The sequence below is a fragment of the Streptomyces hebeiensis genome (assembly GCF_052983195.1).
Window position 1 is genome coordinate 5,350,597 of record NZ_CM129812.1, and the last position, 15,947, is coordinate 5,366,543.

Sequence of the window (15,947 nt, forward strand, 5' to 3'; positions counted from 1 at the left end):
CCGCGCGCGTTGCCCCAGAACCACCCTTCCAGCCTCCAGGACCGGCGATCCACGTGAGTTCCTCCTCTTCCACCGGGTCTTCCACCGCGCGTACCCCGTACCGCCGGGGACGGCAGCGGACCCCGGGCGCGTACCGGCTGGTGCGCACGCCGCCGGTCGCGGTGGGGCCCCCTGAGCTGGACGCGACGCAGCGCGCGGTGGTTGACCACGGCGCCGGGCCGTTGCTGGTGCTGGCCGGCCCCGGCACCGGCAAGACGACGACCCTGGTCGAGTCGGTCGCGCACCGGGTCGCCCAGGGCGCCGACCCCGAGCGGATCCTGGTCATCACCTTCAGCCGCAAGGCGGCGGTGGAACTGCGCGACCGGATGGCCGTCCGGCTCGGCGGCACGCGCGGACCGCAGGCGACGACCTTCCACTCGTTCTGCTACGCCCTGGTCCGCGCGCACCAGGAGGCCGATCTCTTCGCCGAACCCCTGCGGCTGCTGTCCGGCCCCGAGCAGGACGTGGCCGTACGCGACCTCCTCGCCGGCCAGATCGACCTCCAGCGCGAGGGGCGGGGGCGCGTGCGGTGGCCGGACGAGCTGCGCGCGTGCCTCACCACGCGCGGCTTCGCCGACGAGGTACGGGCGGTGCTGGCCCGCAGCCGTGAGCTGGGCCTCGCCCCGGACGAGCTGGGCGCGTTCGCGCGGCGCACCGGGCGGCCCGACTGGTCGGCCGCCGCGTCCTTCCTCGCCGAGTACCTGGACGTCCTCGACATGCAGGGCGTGCTCGACTACGCGGAACTGGTCCACCGGGCGGTCCTGCTCGCCTCGCGGCCGACGGTCGCGGCCCGCCTGACGGACCGGTACGACGCCGTCTTCGTCGACGAGTACCAGGACACCGACCCCGCGCAGGTGCGGCTGCTCCGCGCGCTGGCGGGCCAGGGCCGCACCGTGGTCGCGTTCGGCGACCCGGACCAGTCGATCTACGCCTTCCGGGGGGCCGACGTGAACGGCATCCTCGACTTCCCGTACGCCTTCCCACGGGCCGACGGCCGCCCCGCACCGGTCCGGGTGCTCACCACGTCGCGCCGCTCCGGCGCCGCGCTGCTGGCGGCGACCCGGCTGCTCACCCGGCGGATGCCGCTGCCCAGGCTGCCCGCCGAGCGGGTACGGGAACACCGCGACCTGGCGGCGGTGTGCGAGGGCGGCCGGGTCGAGACGTACACCTTCCCGACGCCGTCGACGGAACTGGACAACATCGCGGACATCCTGCGCCGCGCGCACCTGGAGGACGGCGTTCCCTGGAGGGAGATGGCGGTCCTGGTGCGGGCCGGAGGCCGCTCGATCCCGTCGGTGCGGCGCGCCCTGACCTCGGCCGGGGTGCCACTGGACGTGGACGGCGACGACCTCCCGCTGCGGTACGAACCGGCGGTCGCGCCGCTGCTGACGGCGCTGCGGGCGGTGGCGCGGGCGGCGACGCGCCGCACGACCGCCCCGCCCCCGGGACCCGGTCCGTTGTCCGGCCGTGAGCCCGGCCCGGCGTCCGAGTCCGGTCCGGTGTCCGACCGTGAGCCCGGCCCGGCGCCCGCTCCCGGCCCGGCTGCCGACCATGAGCCCGCCCCGGGGCCCCAGCCCGGTCCGGCCGCCGGCCGTGAGCCCGCCCCGGCGTCCGGACCCGCGCCCTGGCTCGACGTCGAAACCGCCCTGGCACTCCTCGCCTCCCCCCTCGGCGGCATGGACACCGCCGACCTGCGGCGGCTCGGCCGGGCGCTGCGGGACGAGGAGCGGGCCGCCGGGAACCGGGCGCCCGCCGCCTCCGACACCCTGCTCGCCCGGGCGATCGCCGAGCCCGAGCGGCTCGTGACGCACGACCCGGCGTACGCCCGGGGCGCGCAGCGGCTCGCCGGGCTGCTGCGGACGGCACGCGAACTGCTCGAACACGGCGGCACCGCCGAACAGGCCCTCTGGGAGCTGTGGCGGGGCACCCGCTGGCCGGAACGGCTCGAACAGGCCGCCCTGCGCGGCGGCGCGGCCGGCCGTAACGCCGACCGCGACCTGGACGCCGTCTGCGCGCTGTTCGACGCGGCGGCCCGCGCCGAGGAACGCACCGGCGGCCGGGGCGCGCTGAACTTCCTGGAAGAGCTCGACGCGCAGGACATCGCCGCCGACACCCTCAGCCGCCGCGCCGTACGCCCCGACGCCGTACGGCTGATGACCGCGCACCGCGCCAAGGGGCTCGAATGGCGGCTCGTCGTCGTGGCGGGCGTCCAGGAGGGTCTCTGGCCCGACCTGCGCCGCCGCGGGTCCCTCCTGGAGGCCGACCGGATCGGCCGGGACGGACTCGCCGAGCCGCTCACCCCCGGCGCCCTGCTCACCGAGGAACGCCGCCTCTTCTACGTCGCCGCGACGCGCGCCAAGGAGCGCCTGGTGGTCACCGCCGTCAAGGCGCCCGCCGACGACGGGGACCAGCCCTCCCGCTTCCTCACCGAACTCGGCGTCGAGCCCAGGGACATCACCGGCCGCCCGCGGCGTCCGCTCGCCGTGGCCGCGCTCGTCGCCGAGCTGCGCGCCACCACGGTCGACCCGCAGGCGAGCCCGGCGCTGCGCGACGCCGCGGCCCGCCGCCTCGCCCGGCTGGCCGCGCTCAGCGACGAGGACGGCCAGGCGCTGGTGCCGGCCGCCCATCCGCACCGCTGGTGGGGGCTGTACGAGCCGACCCACAGCGCGGTCCCGCTGCGCGAGAAGGACCGGCCCGTGGCGCTCTCCGGCAGCGCCCTGGACCAGTTGGCGAACACGTGCGCCCTCCAGTGGTTCCTGGGGCGCGAGGTGAAGGCGGACGCGCCGGCCACCGCCGCCCAGGGATTCGGCAACGTGGTGCACGTCCTGGCCGACGAGGTGGCCTCCGGCCGTACGCCCGCCGACCTCGACGTCCTCATGGAACGCCTGGACTCCGTATGGGACGCGCTCGCCTTCGACGCCCCGTGGAAGTCCCGGCAGGAGAAGGACCACGCGCGCGCGGCGCTCGAACGGTTCCTGCGCTGGCACGTCACCGACCGCGGCAGCCGCTCGCCCGCCGCGACCGAGCACGCGTTCGACGTCACGTTGGCGGCGGGCCCGTACGAGGTACGGATCCGGGGCTCCATGGACCGGGTCGAGAGCGACCCGGCGGGCCGTGCGTACGTCGTCGACTTCAAGACCGGCAAGCAGGCCCCCACCAAGGACGAGGTGGCCAACCACCCCCAGCTCGCCGTCTACCAGCTCGCCGTCCGCGAGGGGGCCCTGGACGAGGTCTTCGACGGTCACCGCCCCGAGCCCGGCGGCGCGGAACTCGTCCACCTGCGGCAGTCCGCGCCCAAGAAGGAAGGCGGCGACGCGCTCCCCAAGGTCCAGGCCCAGGAACCCCTGACGGGCGAGTGGGTGACCGGCCTCCTCACCACGGCCGCCGGCCGGGTCCTGGACGAACGCTTCACCCCGACGACGGGCGGCCACTGCGCGAACTGCGCCTTCCGCGCGTCGTGCAGCGCGCAGCCGGAGGGACGCCAGGTGGTGGAGTGATACGGAAGGTACGTGCCCACCGGCGAGGACGTCCGCCTGACGCCGACCCGGGCGCGCCTGACGCCGACCCGGGCGCGCCTGACCGATCCGGACACAGGTGACACGCCCGCTCCGGTGTCGGTGACGGCCGATAGCCTCTCCAGGGTGTCCGCGCATCTCACCGATCCCGAGCAGCTCAAGGAACTCCTCGGGATCCCCTTCACCCCGGAGCAGACGGCCTGCATCACCGCGCCGCCCGCCCCGCAGGTCATCGTGGCCGGGGCCGGGTCGGGGAAGACCACGGTGATGGCCGCCCGGGTGGTGTGGCTGGTGGGCAGCGGGCAGGTCGCCCCCGAGCAGGTCCTCGGGCTCACGTTCACCAACAAGGCGGCGGGCGAGCTCGCCGAGCGGGTCCGCACGGCGCTCGTACGGGCCGGGGTCACCGACCCCGACGTCCCGCCGCCGGTTCCCCGTACCGCCCGGGCCGCCATGCCCCCCGCCGGCCGTGCCGCCGACCCCGGCGGTCACCCGAGCCCCGACGGCCAGGCACGCTCCGACGGCCGTCCGCACCCCGACGGTCAGCCAGGCTCCGGCAGCCGTCCGCATCCCGACGGTCCTTCGCACGGTCATTCGCACCCCGACGGCGACGCGCCCGGCGAGCCCAGCATCTCCACGTACCACGCCTTCGCGGGCCGGCTGCTCACCGACCACGGCCTGCGCATCGGGCTCGAACCGACCGCCAGACTCCTCGCCGACGCCACCCGCTTCCAGCTCGCCGCCCGCGTCCTGCGGGACGCCCCGGGGCCGTACCCCGCCCTCACCAAGACGCTGCCCTCCCTGGTCAGCGACCTGCTCGCGCTCGACGCCGAAATGGCCGAGCACCTCGTGCGGCCCGCCGGGCTCGCGGCGTACGACACGGACCTGCTGCGCGCCCTCGACGGCGCCCCGCTCAGCAACGCCGAGCTGCGCAAGATCCCCGAGACCGCCGCCGCGCGCCGCGAGCTGCTCGACCTCGTCGGGCGGTACCGCGCCGCCAAGAGCGCCCGCGACCTGCTCGACTTCGGCGACCAGATCGCCCTCTCCGCCGAGCTGGCCGCCACCCGGCCGGAGGTCGGAGCCCTTCTGCGCGAGCAGTTCCGGGTCGTCCTGCTCGACGAGTACCAGGACACGTCCGTCGCCCAGCGGCTCCTCCTCTCCGGCCTCTTCGGCGGCGGCACCGGCCACGCCGTCACCGCGGTCGGCGACCCCTGCCAGGCGATCTACGGCTGGCGCGGCGCTTCCGTGGCCAACCTGGACGACTTCCCCGAGCACTTCCCGCACGCCGACGGCGCCCCCGCCGCCCGCTTCGCCCTCAGCGAGAACCGCCGCAGCGGCGGCCGCCTCCTCGACCTCGCCAACGGCCTCGCCGAGCCGCTGCGCGTCATGCACGAAGGCGTCGAGGCGTTGCGCCCCGCACCCGGCGCCGAGCGCGACGGCACGGTCCGCTGCGCGCTCCTGACCACCCAGGCGGAGGAGATCGACTGGCTCGCCGACTCGATCGCCCACCTGGTCCGTACGGGCAAGGAGCCGGGCGAGATCGCCGTCCTGTGCCGCACGGCCGGGGACTTCCCGCAGATCCAGGGCGCGCTGGTGGCCCGTGACGTGCCGGTCGAGGTCGTCGGCCTGTCCGGACTGCTCCACCTTCCCGAGGTCGCCGACCTCGTCGCCATGTGCGAGGTGCTCCAGGACCCGGGGGCCAACGCCTCCCTCGTCCGGCTCCTCACCGGCCCCCGCTGGCGCATCGGCCCGCGCGACCTGGCCCTGCTGGGGCGCCGGGCGCGGCTGCTGGTCCACCGCGAGACGGGTCCGGACGCCGCCGGTGACCTCGCCGCCCGGCTCGCCGCCGCCGTCGAGGGAACCGACCCGGCCGAGGTCGTCTCGCTCGCCGACGCCCTGGACACCTTCCTGGACCCGTCGAGCGCCCCGGAGGACGGACTGCCGTTCTCCGCCGCCGCGCGCGTACGGTTCGCCCGCCTCGCGGCCGAGCTGCGCGACCTGCGCAGGTCGCTGGCCGACCCGCTGATGGACGTGCTGCACCGCGTGCTGGCCACCACCGGCCTGGAGGTCGAGCTGTCCGCCTCCCCGCACGCGCTGGCCGCCCGGCGCAGGGAGACGCTGAACAACTTCCTCGACATCGCCGCCTCCTTCGCCGCGCTCGACGGGGAGGCCGGCCTGCTCGCCTTCCTCGGCTTCCTGCGCACGGCCGCGCGGTACGAGAAGGGCCTGGACAACGCGCTGCCGGGCGGCGAGAACACGGTGAAGGTCCTCACCGCCCACAAGTCCAAGGGCCTGGAGTGGGACGTCGTCGCGGTCCCGGGCCTGGTCGCCGGGCAGTTCCCGAGCGGCCGGGCGCGCGAGGCGTGGACCTCCCAGCCGAAGGTTCTCCCGCACGCGCTGCGCGGGGACGCCCCGACGCTGCCGGAGATCACCTCCTGGGACGCGAAGGGGCTCAAGTCCTTCAAGGCCGCCATGAAGGAGCACCAGCACACCGAGGAGCTGCGCCTGGGCTACGTCACCTTCACCCGCCCGCGCACCCTGCTGCTCGGCTCGGGCCACTGGTGGGGCCCCAGCCAGAAGCGTCCCCGGGGGCCGTCGGACTTCCTGCACGCCCTGTACGCCCACTGCGCGGCCGGGTACGGAGAGATCGAGGCATGGGCGGACGCGCCGGCCGAGACGGACGAGAACCCGTCCCTGGGCGCGGACACGGCGCCCCACCCCTGGCCGCTCCCGCTCGACGAGGAGTCCTTGGAACGCCGCCGCGCGGCGGCGGACACGGTCCTGGCACACCTGGAGGCGTTCCGGACGGGCGAGGCGGACGCGGCGGCGGCCGGCCCGGAGCCCGACCCGGAGCCGGAGCCGGAACCCGTCCCGGAGCCCCACCTGGAGCCGGAGCCGGAACCCGACCCGGAGCCCCACCTGGAGCCGGAGCCGGAGCCGGAACCCGACCCGGATGCCGGCCAGCACGACCCGTCCGACCTGGCCCATCCGCCCGACCTGGCCGACTGGGACGCCTGGGACACCGCTCGCCCGGCAGCCCACCCCCGTACGACCATGGCGGCCCCGCTCCCCGGCCTCGGCCCGGGCGGCCCTCGCCCTCCTGGGGAGGAGCACCACCCCGGGGAGGAGCCGACCGCCGCGGCCGGTCCGCGCGTCCCCGGCCCCCGTGGCGCCCCGGACGCCGCTCCTGGACCGTCCGCAGTGGACCCACGCCGGACCGCTCCGGACCCACGCCGGACCGCCGCGGACCCGAGACTCACCCCCGAGGAGGCGCGCACGCTCGCTTCCTGGGACCGGGACCTCGACGCCCTCGCCGGCGAGCTGCGGCGCGCCCGCGCGACCGTACGGGACGTGCTCGTGCCGCCGTCCCTGACCGCCTCCCAGCTGCTGCGGCTGGCCGCCGACCCCGACGGCTTCGCCCAGGAGCTGGCCCGGCCCATGCCGCGCCCGCCGCACCCCGCGGCCCGCCGGGGCACCCGGTTCCACGCCTGGGTGGAGTCCCGGTTCGAGGAGCTGCCGCTGCCCATGCTCGGCCCCGACGAGCTGCCCGGCGGCGCGGAGGACGAGCCGGAGATCGCCGACGAGCGTGACCTGGCGGAGCTCAAGGCCGCCTTCGAACGGACGGCGTACGCCCGGCGCACGCCGTACCGCGTCGAGGAGCCGTTCCACCTGACCCTCGCGGGCCGGCTCGTCCGGGGGCGCATGGACGCGGTCTACCGCCGGGCGGAGACGGACCCGGACACCGGCGAGGAGACGTACACGTACGAGATCGTCGACTGGAAGACCGGTCGCCCGCACACCGCCGACCCCCTCCAGCTGGCCGTCTACCGGCTGGCCTGGGCCGAGCAGCACGGCCTCCCGCTGTCGTCGGTCACGGCCGTGTTCCTCCATGTCCGCACCGGAGAGGTCGTCCGCCCCGACCGCCTCCCGGGCCGGGCGGAGCTGGAAAGCATCCTCACGGGCGCGTCTTCCGATCACCGGGCCACCGCCGATCACCAGGCCACTCTCGGTCACCAGGCCATCCTCGATCAGCCCGCCGACGGTCCCCGGGCCGGTCAGGACGACGCCCATACCGGCAGGGACGCCCACCACGGCGCCGAGAGCGGTGATCTACCCACGGACGAGGGATCCCCGCGACCGGCGGACGAGACCGCTCGCCGACCCCGTTAGGCTCGATGTCATGAGCGACACCCCGGACAGCGTCGTCCACACGTACATCCAGGCCCACCGCGGGACCTTCCTCGACGACCTCGCGGAGTGGCTGCGCATCCCGTCCGTGTCCGCGCAGCCCGACCACGACGCTGACGTGCGGCGCAGTGCCGACTGGCTCGCCGCGAAGCTCAAGGAGACCGGCTTCCCCGTCACCGAGATCTGGGACACACCCGGCGCCCCCGCCGTCTTCGCCGAGTGGCCCTCCGCCGATCCGGACGCCCCGACGGTGCTGGTCTACGGCCACCACGACGTGCAGCCGGCCGCCCGTGCGGACGGCTGGCTCACCGACCCCTTCGAACCGGTCGTGCGCGACGGCCGGATATACGCGCGGGGCGCCGCCGACGACAAGGGACAGGTTTTCTTCCACACCCTGGGGGTACGGGCGCACCTCGCCGCGACCGGCCGCACCACCCCCGCTGTTCACCTGAAACTCCTGGTGGAGGGCGAGGAGGAGTCCGGCTCGCCGCACTTCCGCGCCCTGACCGAGCGGTACGCCCACCGGCTGGCCACCGACGCGGTGATCGTCTCCGACACCGGCATGTGGTCCGAGGACACCCCGACCGTCTGCACCGGCATGCGCGGGCTCGTCGAGTGCGAGATCGACCTCCGGGGACCCGACCGGGACATCCACTCCGGCTCCTTCGGCGGGGCCGTGCCCAACCCGGCCACCGTCGCCGCCCGCCTGGCCGCGGCCCTGCACGACGAGGACGAGCGGGTCACCGTCCCCGGCTTCTACGACGGCGTGGCCGACCTGTCCGCCGCCGAGCGCTCGCTGATCGCCGAGCTGCCGTTCGACGAGTCGGAATGGCTGCGGACCGCGAAGTCGCACGCCACTCTCGGCGAGGCGGGGTACAGCACCCTGGAGCGCGTCTGGGCCCGGCCCACCGCCGAGGTCAACGGCATCGGAGGCGGCTACCAGGGCCCCGGCGGCAAGACGGTCATTCCCTCGTCGGCCGTGCTGAAGCTCTCGTTCCGGCTGGTCGCGGGCCAGCGGCCGGAGAGCGTCGAGCGGTCCGTACGGGAATGGGCCGAGGCCCGCGTCCCGGCCGGGATCCGGCACGAGATCACCTTCGCCGGGGCCACCCGCCCCTGTCTGACCCCGCTGGACCACCCCGCGCTCCAGTCCGTCGCCCGTTCCATGGGCCGCGCGTTCGGGCGGCCGGTCGGCTTCACCCGCGAGGGCGGTTCGGGACCGGCCGCCGACCTCCAGGACGTGCTCGGGGCGCCGGTGCTCTTCCTGGGGATCTCCGTACCGTCCGACGGATGGCACGCGCCGAACGAGAAGGTCGACGTGGACCTGCTGCTCAAAGGTGTGGAGACCACCGCCTACCTCTGGGGCGACCTTGCCACCGCGCTCCGCTGACGAGCCCTTGCCCGGGGCTCCCGGGCACTGCCCCGCCGAACACCTTGCTGAACCGAATCCCGAGCACCCGGGGGAGTTGGAAGTACCTGTGACCACCATCGACAGCGACGCCACCGCACACCGTCCCATCGGCCTCACGGCCCCCAGCGGGATCGACCGTGCGGCGCACCACCGCCTCGACGAGGCGTGGCTGGCGGCGGCCTGGAGCCACCCCACCACCCGGGTCTTCGTGGTGTCGGGCGGGCAGGTGCTGGTCGACGACGCCCCCGACGGCCGTACGGAACTGGTGATGACGCCCTCCTTCGAGGCACCCCTCACCGAGACCCACCGCTACTTCCTCGGCACGGACGAGGAAGGCGTGCGCTACTTCGCGCTCCAGAAGGACTCGCTCCCCGGCCGCATGGACCAGTCGGCGCGGCCGGCCGGCCTGCGCGAGGCCGGGACGCTGCTCTCGGCGCGCGACGCGGGCCTGATGGCGCACGCCGTGGCCCTGGAGAACTGGCAGCGGCTGCACCGCTTCTGCTCGCGCTGCGGTGAGCGCACGGTGATCGCGGCAGCCGGTCACATCCGCCGCTGCCAGGCCTGCGGCGCCGAACACTACCCCCGGACCGACCCCGCGGTGATCATGCTCGTCACGGACGAGGAGGACCGCGCCCTGCTCGGCCGGCAGGTCCACTGGCCCAAGGGCAGGTTCTCCACCCTGGCGGGCTTCGTGGAGCCGGGTGAGTCGATCGAGCAGTCGGTCGTCCGCGAGGTCTTCGAGGAGGCGGGCGTGACGGTCGGCGAGGTCGAGTACATCGCCAGTCAGCCCTGGCCGTTCCCGTCCAGCCTGATGCTGGGGTTCATGGCCCGCGCCACGTCGTCCCGGATCACCGTGGACGGCGAGGAGATCGAGGAGGCGCGCTGGTTCTCGCGCGAGGACCTGCGCGCCGCGATCGAGTCGGGCGAGATCCTGCCCCCCGCGGGCATCTCGATCGCCGCACGCCTGGTGGAACTCTGGTACGGCAAACCCCTCCCGAAGCCCGCGCCCTGACCCTCGCGCCCTGACCGCCGCCCGGGCGGCGGTCGCCGGGCCCCGCACAGCACGAAGCCCCTGCCGGCCGCCGGAACTCGAGCGGCCGACAGGGGCTTCCCCCCTGCTGTCGCGCCGGGGTGCGCCCCGGCGTACCGACGCGACGGCGTCGGTCACACGCCGAGCGTCTGCTTCACCTGGGCGAGCGACGGGTTCGTCAGCGTCGTACCGTCCGGAAATAGTACGGTCGGCACGGTCTGGTTGCCGCCGTTCGCCTTCTCGACGAAGGCCGCCGACTCCGGGTCCTGCTCGATGTTGATCTCGGTGTACGCGATGCCTTCGCGGTCCATCTGGCCCTTGAGCCGACGGCAGTATCCGCACCATGTGGTGCTGTACATCGTCACAGTGCCCGGCATGGTCGTATGCGCTCCTCTGGTATCGGTCTCGCCGTGTGCGTCGGACGCCGCACCCGTTCTTCAGGTACGGCGTACGCCGCCCGCGCTCTGTCGAACGTACGTGACCCGGCGGTCATTCCCGACGGCGGGCGCATGTCGACCGGGCTCCCGGGCAGGCGTCTCGGCGGCTCCCGAGATGCTCATATGACCGATATGGCTGCCCTGTGGACAACCACCGCACGCGTCCCGAGCGACCTGGCAGCATGGCGGGGTGACAGCAGCAACGCACTCCTCACTGTTCCCGCTCGACTCCGGCGGCGGCCGGTCCGGCGGCGGCCAGATCGTGGCTCCGCCGCGCGACGCCGACGCGGTGCTCGACGGGCTCGACCCCGAGCAGCGCGAGGTGGCCACCTCGCTGCGCGGCCCGGTGTGTGTGCTGGCCGGGGCCGGCACGGGCAAGACGCGCGCCATCACCCACCGGATCGCCTACGGGGTGCGCGCGGGGATACTCCAGCCCGCGAGTGTCCTGGCCGTCACGTTCACCAACCGCGCGGCGGGGGAGATGCGCGGGCGGCTGCGGCAGCTCGGCGCGGGCGGCGTGCAGGCGCGCACGTTCCACGCGGCGGCGCTGCGCCAGCTCCAGTTCTTCTGGCCCAAGGCGGTGGGCGGTGACCTGCCCCGGCTGCTGGACCGCAAGGCGCAGCTGGTCGCCGAGGCCGCGGCCCGCTGCCGGGTCCGGCTGGACCGCAACGAGCTGCGGGACGTCACCAGCGAGATCGAGTGGGCGAAGGTCACGCAGACGGTGCCCGCCGACTATCCGGCCGTGGTGGCGAAGTCCCACCGCGACGCCCCGCGCGACCCGGCCGAGACCGCCCAGATCTACGGGACATACGAACAGCTCAAGCGCGACCGCTCCGTGATCGACTTCGAGGACGTGCTGCTGCTCACGGTCGGCATCCTCCAGGACCGGCACGACATCGCCGATCAGGTACGGCGCCAGTACCAGCACTTCGTGGTGGACGAGTACCAGGACGTCAGCCCGCTCCAGCAGCGGCTGCTCGACCTGTGGCTGGGGGAGCGGGAGAGCCTGTGCGTCGTCGGCGACGCCAGCCAGACGATCTACTCCTTCACCGGGGCGACCCCCGACCACCTGCTGAACTTCCGCACCCGCCATCCGAACGCCACGGTGGTGAAGCTGGTCCGGGACTACCGCTCCACACCGCAGGTGGTCCGGCTGGCCAACGGGCTGCTCGGCCAGGCGCGCGGCCGGGCCGCCGAGCACCGCCTGGAGCTGGTCTCCCAGCGCGACCCGGGTCCCGATCCGGTCTGTACGGAGTACGGGGACGAGCCCGCGGAGGCGGAGGGCACGGCCCGTCGGATCCGGGATCTGATCGCCGCCGGCGTGCCGGCCGGCGAGATCGCCGTGCTCTACCGCGTCAACGCCCAGTCGGAGGTCTACGAGCAGGCACTCGCGGACGCCGGAGTGCCGTATCAGCTGCGCGGTGCCGAGCGCTTCTTCGAGCGGCAGGAGGTACGGGAGGCGGGCGCGGCCCTGCGCGGGGCGGCCCGGTTCGGGGGGAACGACGCGCTGCTGGACGACGTGGAGGAGCTGCCCGCCCAGGTGCGGGCCGTGCTCTCCACGAAGGGCTGGACGCCGGAGCCCCCGGCGGGCTCCGGCGCGGTGCGGGACCGCTGGGAGTCCCTGGCCGCCCTCGTCCGTCTCGCCGAGGACTTCGTCCGGGCCAAGCCGACGGCGACGCTGGCCGATCTGGTGGCCGAGTTGGACGAACGTGCCGCCGCCCAGCACGCGCCGACCGTCCAGGGCGTCACCCTCGCTTCCCTGCACGCGGCGAAGGGGCTGGAGTGGGACGCCGTGTTCCTGGTGGGGCTCACCGACGGCATGATGCCGATCACCTACGCCAGGACCGAGGAGCAGATCGAGGAGGAGCGCCGCCTCCTCTATGTGGGGGTCACCCGTGCGCGGGTGCATCTCTCCCTCTCCTGGGCGCTCTCGCGTGCGCCGGGCGGCAGGGCCTCCCGGCGGCCCACGCCCTTCCTCAACGGGCTGCGCCAGGGGTCCACGGTTCCGGGTGCGCGGGGCGTGGCGGCGGGCCTGGGCAGTGCGGTGGAGCGCGGGGGCGGCGCCCGGCGCAGGCAGCGAGGGCCCGCGCGCTGCCGGGTGTGCGGCAAGACGCTCACCGACGCCGGCGAGATGAAGCTCATGCGCTGCGAGGACTGTCCCTCCGACATGGACGAGGCGCTGTACGAGCGGTTGCGGGACTGGCGTGCGACGCAGGCCGAGCGGCTGAGCCAGCCGGCCTATTGCGTGTTCACCGACAAGACACTGATGGCCATCGCCGAGGCGGTCCCGGCCGACGCGGGTGAGCTGGCGGGCATCTCCGGCGTGGGCCGCCGCAAGCTGGATCGCTTCGGCGCCGACGTTCTGGCCATCTGTGCAGGTGAGGAGGGGGCGGGGCAGGACGGGGACGGCTGATGCGAACTCGTCGGAAAAATAGTTTGCGCCCGCCCCGCACATCCCCATAGGTTCTTAACCGACGGAAACGACGGCTTCTCGAAAGCCTCGTTTCCGTGCTGTACTGACCGAAGCGGTACGGCAACCAGAATACGCGCGACTGGCCTTCGGGCCGGTCCCCGAGACGCCGAGAGGAGGCGATTCCAGTGATCAGCATCAACAGCAGCTTCATCAGCACCGTCAAAATGACCGATCGCTCGGTCGTCTCCGCATGCACGCTCGGCTTCTCCGGTTGCGAGCTCATCGCCAGTGGTCTGTCCGGCGTCGCCGCCGCACGTCCCGCTGTCGCCCTGTCGGGTCTGCCCGTCCGGGAGCGCGCCCTCGTGGAGCGCGGCAATGAGCGACCGACCAAGGCACTGGAAGCAGGAGTAGCGGCGGCACAGGCCCTGGCCTATGCCTTTGCGGCGACCGGTGCCGAAACGAAGCAGCAGACGCAGCACCACTCGATGTGGGCCTTCCGTGGGCTCGAACCCTGGAGTGATCCAGCCTGATCCATGATCAGGCCGGCGCCTTCAGGGCCGCGGAACCCCACCCGGGATCCGCGGCCCTTCTGTTTGTCCCGAACGGGAGAGACGGAGCGAAGGAGCCTCGGAACAAGCACCGCCCGGTACCAGCCGACAGCCGGCCAACAGGCCGGACCGAACAGACGAGGAACGACACCCGTGCAACTCGAAGCGCACGCCCCGTCCGTACCGCCTTCCGAATCGATCGACCCGCCCGGCTCCACGGAGGACTCCCCCTTGACCCCGCTCACCGCGCTCACCGCGCTCGACGACGCCATCGAGAACCTCGGCGTCCCGGTTCCCTGTCGCGCCTACGACCCGGAGGTCTTCTTCGCCGAGTCCCCGGCCGACGTCGAGTACGCGAAGTCGCTCTGCCGTACCTGCCCGCTGGTCGAGGCATGCCTCGCCGGCGCCAAGGAGCGGCGTGAGCCGTGGGGCGTCTGGGGTGGCGAGCTCTTCATCCAGGGGGTTGTCGTGGCCCGCAAGCGGCCGCGCGGCCGTCCGCGCAAGAACCCGGTCACGGCATGAGCCTCATCGCCGGAACCATCGACCGTCCCTTCACGCACGATCCCAAGAAGCAGGCTCCGATGACCTCTTCCCCGAGCGAGCCCCACGGCTCCGCCACCCCAGCAGTCACCACCACGGACGCGAACGACTCGCGTCAGAACAGGACCCGCGAAATGCAACTCATCCCAGAAGCCCTGGCTCGTGCGCATATGGAGCAGCGCATCCGAGAGGCCGACGCGGAGCGCCGGGCGGTACGTCTGGTCGCCGCGCGGCGGATGCAGCGCCGGGCCGAGCGCGTGTCGCTGCGCGCCCGCCGCGCGCTGGCCATGGCGGTCATGCAGTGATCAGGTCAGGTCCGGTCGGACCTGACCCCGTCCGAGAGCCCGCCCCTCGGGCCTTGCCCTGACGGGCGGGGCCCGGACGGGCCGTCGCTTCACCCCGCGGGGGCCGGTCCTGTTCCAGGGCCGGCCCCCGCCGCCATGGCCTCCCCGTCGTCCGGCTCTCCCGCGAAACCCGGCAGCCAGTCCTCCAGTTCGTCCCGCAGCCGGACCGTCGCGTTCAGCTGGCACAGCACCCCGATCGTGCTCAGCGTGACGCGGTGGATCAGCAGGTACGACGGCGGCAGATTCAGCTGCTTGCCCAACTGGTAGGCGGGCGACCGGGGATCGGCGATCCGGGCGGCCTGGTCGCGCATCCAGCCACGGGTGAACGTGAACTCCTCCACCGCCGCCGGTTCGATGATCGGCAGCAGGTAGTCCAGCACCGCGTCCGGGTCGAGTTCGATGGACTCCCGGACGAAGCCCTCCCCGCGCAGCCGGTCGTAGACCGCCTCGGCCTCGCCCACCAGCGACATCCGCAGCGCCTCGCCTATCGTCTCCGGCAGTCCGCCCGGCAGCCGGTCCACGGTGCCGAAGTCCAGCACACCGAGGCGGAACTCCCCCGTCGGCCCGTCCTCCTCGGCGTCCGGAGGGGGCAGCAGCCGGAAGTTCCCGGGATGGGGATCGGCGTGCAGCAGGCCCGTGCGCGCCGGGCCCGAGAAGAGGAACCTCGCCAGCAACTGCCCCGCCCGGTCCCGTTCTTCGGCCGAGCCGTCGGAGATCACCTCCGCCAGCGGCACCCCTTCCATCCATTCCGTCACGATCACCTGCTCGCCCTGGTACACGACCTCCGGCACCACGACGTCGGGGTCGTCCGCGAACTCCGCCGCGTGTGCCCGCTGCGCCTCCGCCTCCAGCCCGTAGTCCAGTTCCTCGGCGACCCGGTCCCGCAACTCCGTGATCAGCGGCTTGATGTCCATGCCGGGAATCAGCGGCCCCAGCAGCCGTGCGAACCGGCCGAGCTGGGCCAGGTCCGACAGCAGCGCCTCCCCGGCCCCCGGATACTGCACCTTGACCGCGACCTCGCGCCCGTCGTGCCACACGGCCCGGTGCACCTGCCCGATCGACGCCGCGGCCGACGGCTTGTCGTCGAACTCCAGGAACCGCTCCCGCCACTCCTCGCCCATCCGCTCCGCCAGCACGGCATGGACCGTGCGGACCGGCATCGGAGGGGCGGCCTCCTGGAGTTTGGTGAGGGCCGCCCGGTAGGGGCCGGCGATCTCCTCGGGCAGCGCGGACTCGAAGACGGACAGCGCCTGCCCGAACTTCATCGCGCCGCCCTTCAGCTCACCGAGGACCTTGAAGAGCTGATCGGCCGTGCGCTGCTGCAGCTCCCTGGCGACGATCTCCGCGGACCTTCCGCCGATCCGCTTCCCGAGGCCCCAGGTGGCCCGTCCCGCGAAGCCCAGTGGCAGCGTGGCCAGCTTCGCGGTACGAGTGACCGCCTTCCGGGGAAGATCAGACATAGTGCCCCTCCTAGAGTGCCCCTCCCGG

At 73.9% G+C, this 15,947-nt stretch carries 9 protein-coding genes and 1 pseudogene; 8 read left to right on the top strand and 2 right to left on the bottom strand.

The features are described 5' to 3' along the window. Positions 1 to 53: 53 nt before the first annotated feature. The 4 genes and pseudogenes from ACU6P3_RS23045 to nudC all read left to right on the top strand — a co-directional run bounded on the left by ACU6P3_RS23045 (position 54) and on the right by nudC (position 10,159). A complete protein-coding gene (locus tag ACU6P3_RS23045) occupies positions 54 to 3,536 on the top strand; it encodes an ATP-dependent helicase (protein WP_447193927.1) in 3,483 nt (1,160 codons plus the stop codon). Between the two features lie 144 nt (positions 3,537 to 3,680). Beyond that, positions 3,681 to 7,508, top strand: a pseudogene (locus ACU6P3_RS23050) (ATP-dependent helicase); the annotation flags it as partial. A gap of 223 nt (positions 7,509 to 7,731) precedes the next feature. Then, entirely contained in the window at positions 7,732 to 9,126 is a 1,395-nt protein-coding gene (locus ACU6P3_RS23055; RefSeq protein ID WP_447193928.1) for a dipeptidase, read from the top strand. Between the two features lie 97 nt (positions 9,127 to 9,223). Next, complete coding sequence (nudC, locus tag ACU6P3_RS23060) at positions 9,224 to 10,159, top strand: NAD(+) diphosphatase (RefSeq protein ID WP_447198026.1); 936 nt, start codon at positions 9,224 to 9,226, stop codon at positions 10,157 to 10,159. Between the two features lie 152 nt (positions 10,160 to 10,311). Here nudC and ACU6P3_RS23065 read toward each other — a convergent pair whose 3' ends face one another. Beyond that, positions 10,312 to 10,554 (bottom strand): mycoredoxin, encoded by a 243-nt coding sequence (locus ACU6P3_RS23065; RefSeq protein WP_344283424.1) that lies wholly within the window; start codon positions 10,552 to 10,554, stop codon positions 10,312 to 10,314. A 250-nt stretch (positions 10,555 to 10,804) separates the two neighbouring features. Between ACU6P3_RS23065 and ACU6P3_RS23070 the strand changes: the two genes are divergently transcribed. The 4 genes from ACU6P3_RS23070 (at position 10,805) to ACU6P3_RS23085 (ending at position 14,420) form a co-directional block, all read left to right on the top strand. Beyond that, entirely contained in the window at positions 10,805 to 13,027 is a 2,223-nt protein-coding gene (locus ACU6P3_RS23070; RefSeq protein ID WP_447193929.1) for an ATP-dependent DNA helicase UvrD2, read from the top strand. 185 nt (positions 13,028 to 13,212) lie between these two features. Further along, positions 13,213 to 13,557: a hypothetical protein gene (locus tag ACU6P3_RS23075; protein ID WP_447193930.1), complete on the top strand. Its 345-nt coding sequence runs from the start codon at positions 13,213 to 13,215 to the stop codon at positions 13,555 to 13,557. Positions 13,558 to 13,728: 171 nt separating this feature from the next. Next, on the top strand, positions 13,729 to 14,097 hold the full coding sequence (locus ACU6P3_RS23080; protein ID WP_447193931.1) for a WhiB family transcriptional regulator: 369 nt from the start codon (positions 13,729 to 13,731) through the stop codon (positions 14,095 to 14,097). Then, positions 14,094 to 14,420, top strand: a complete 327-nt coding sequence (locus tag ACU6P3_RS23085) for a putative WhiB-interacting protein (RefSeq protein WP_030754911.1) — start codon at positions 14,094 to 14,096, stop codon at positions 14,418 to 14,420. Before ACU6P3_RS23080 ends, ACU6P3_RS23085 begins: the two co-directional genes overlap by 4 nt. A gap of 89 nt (positions 14,421 to 14,509) precedes the next feature. On the opposite strand, the gene ACU6P3_RS23090 is transcribed toward ACU6P3_RS23085, so the two are convergent. Next, positions 14,510 to 15,919, bottom strand: coding sequence for an ABC1 kinase family protein (locus ACU6P3_RS23090; RefSeq protein ID WP_447193932.1), 1,410 nt, complete (start codon positions 15,917 to 15,919; stop codon positions 14,510 to 14,512). Between the last annotated feature and the right edge of the window lie 28 nt (positions 15,920 to 15,947).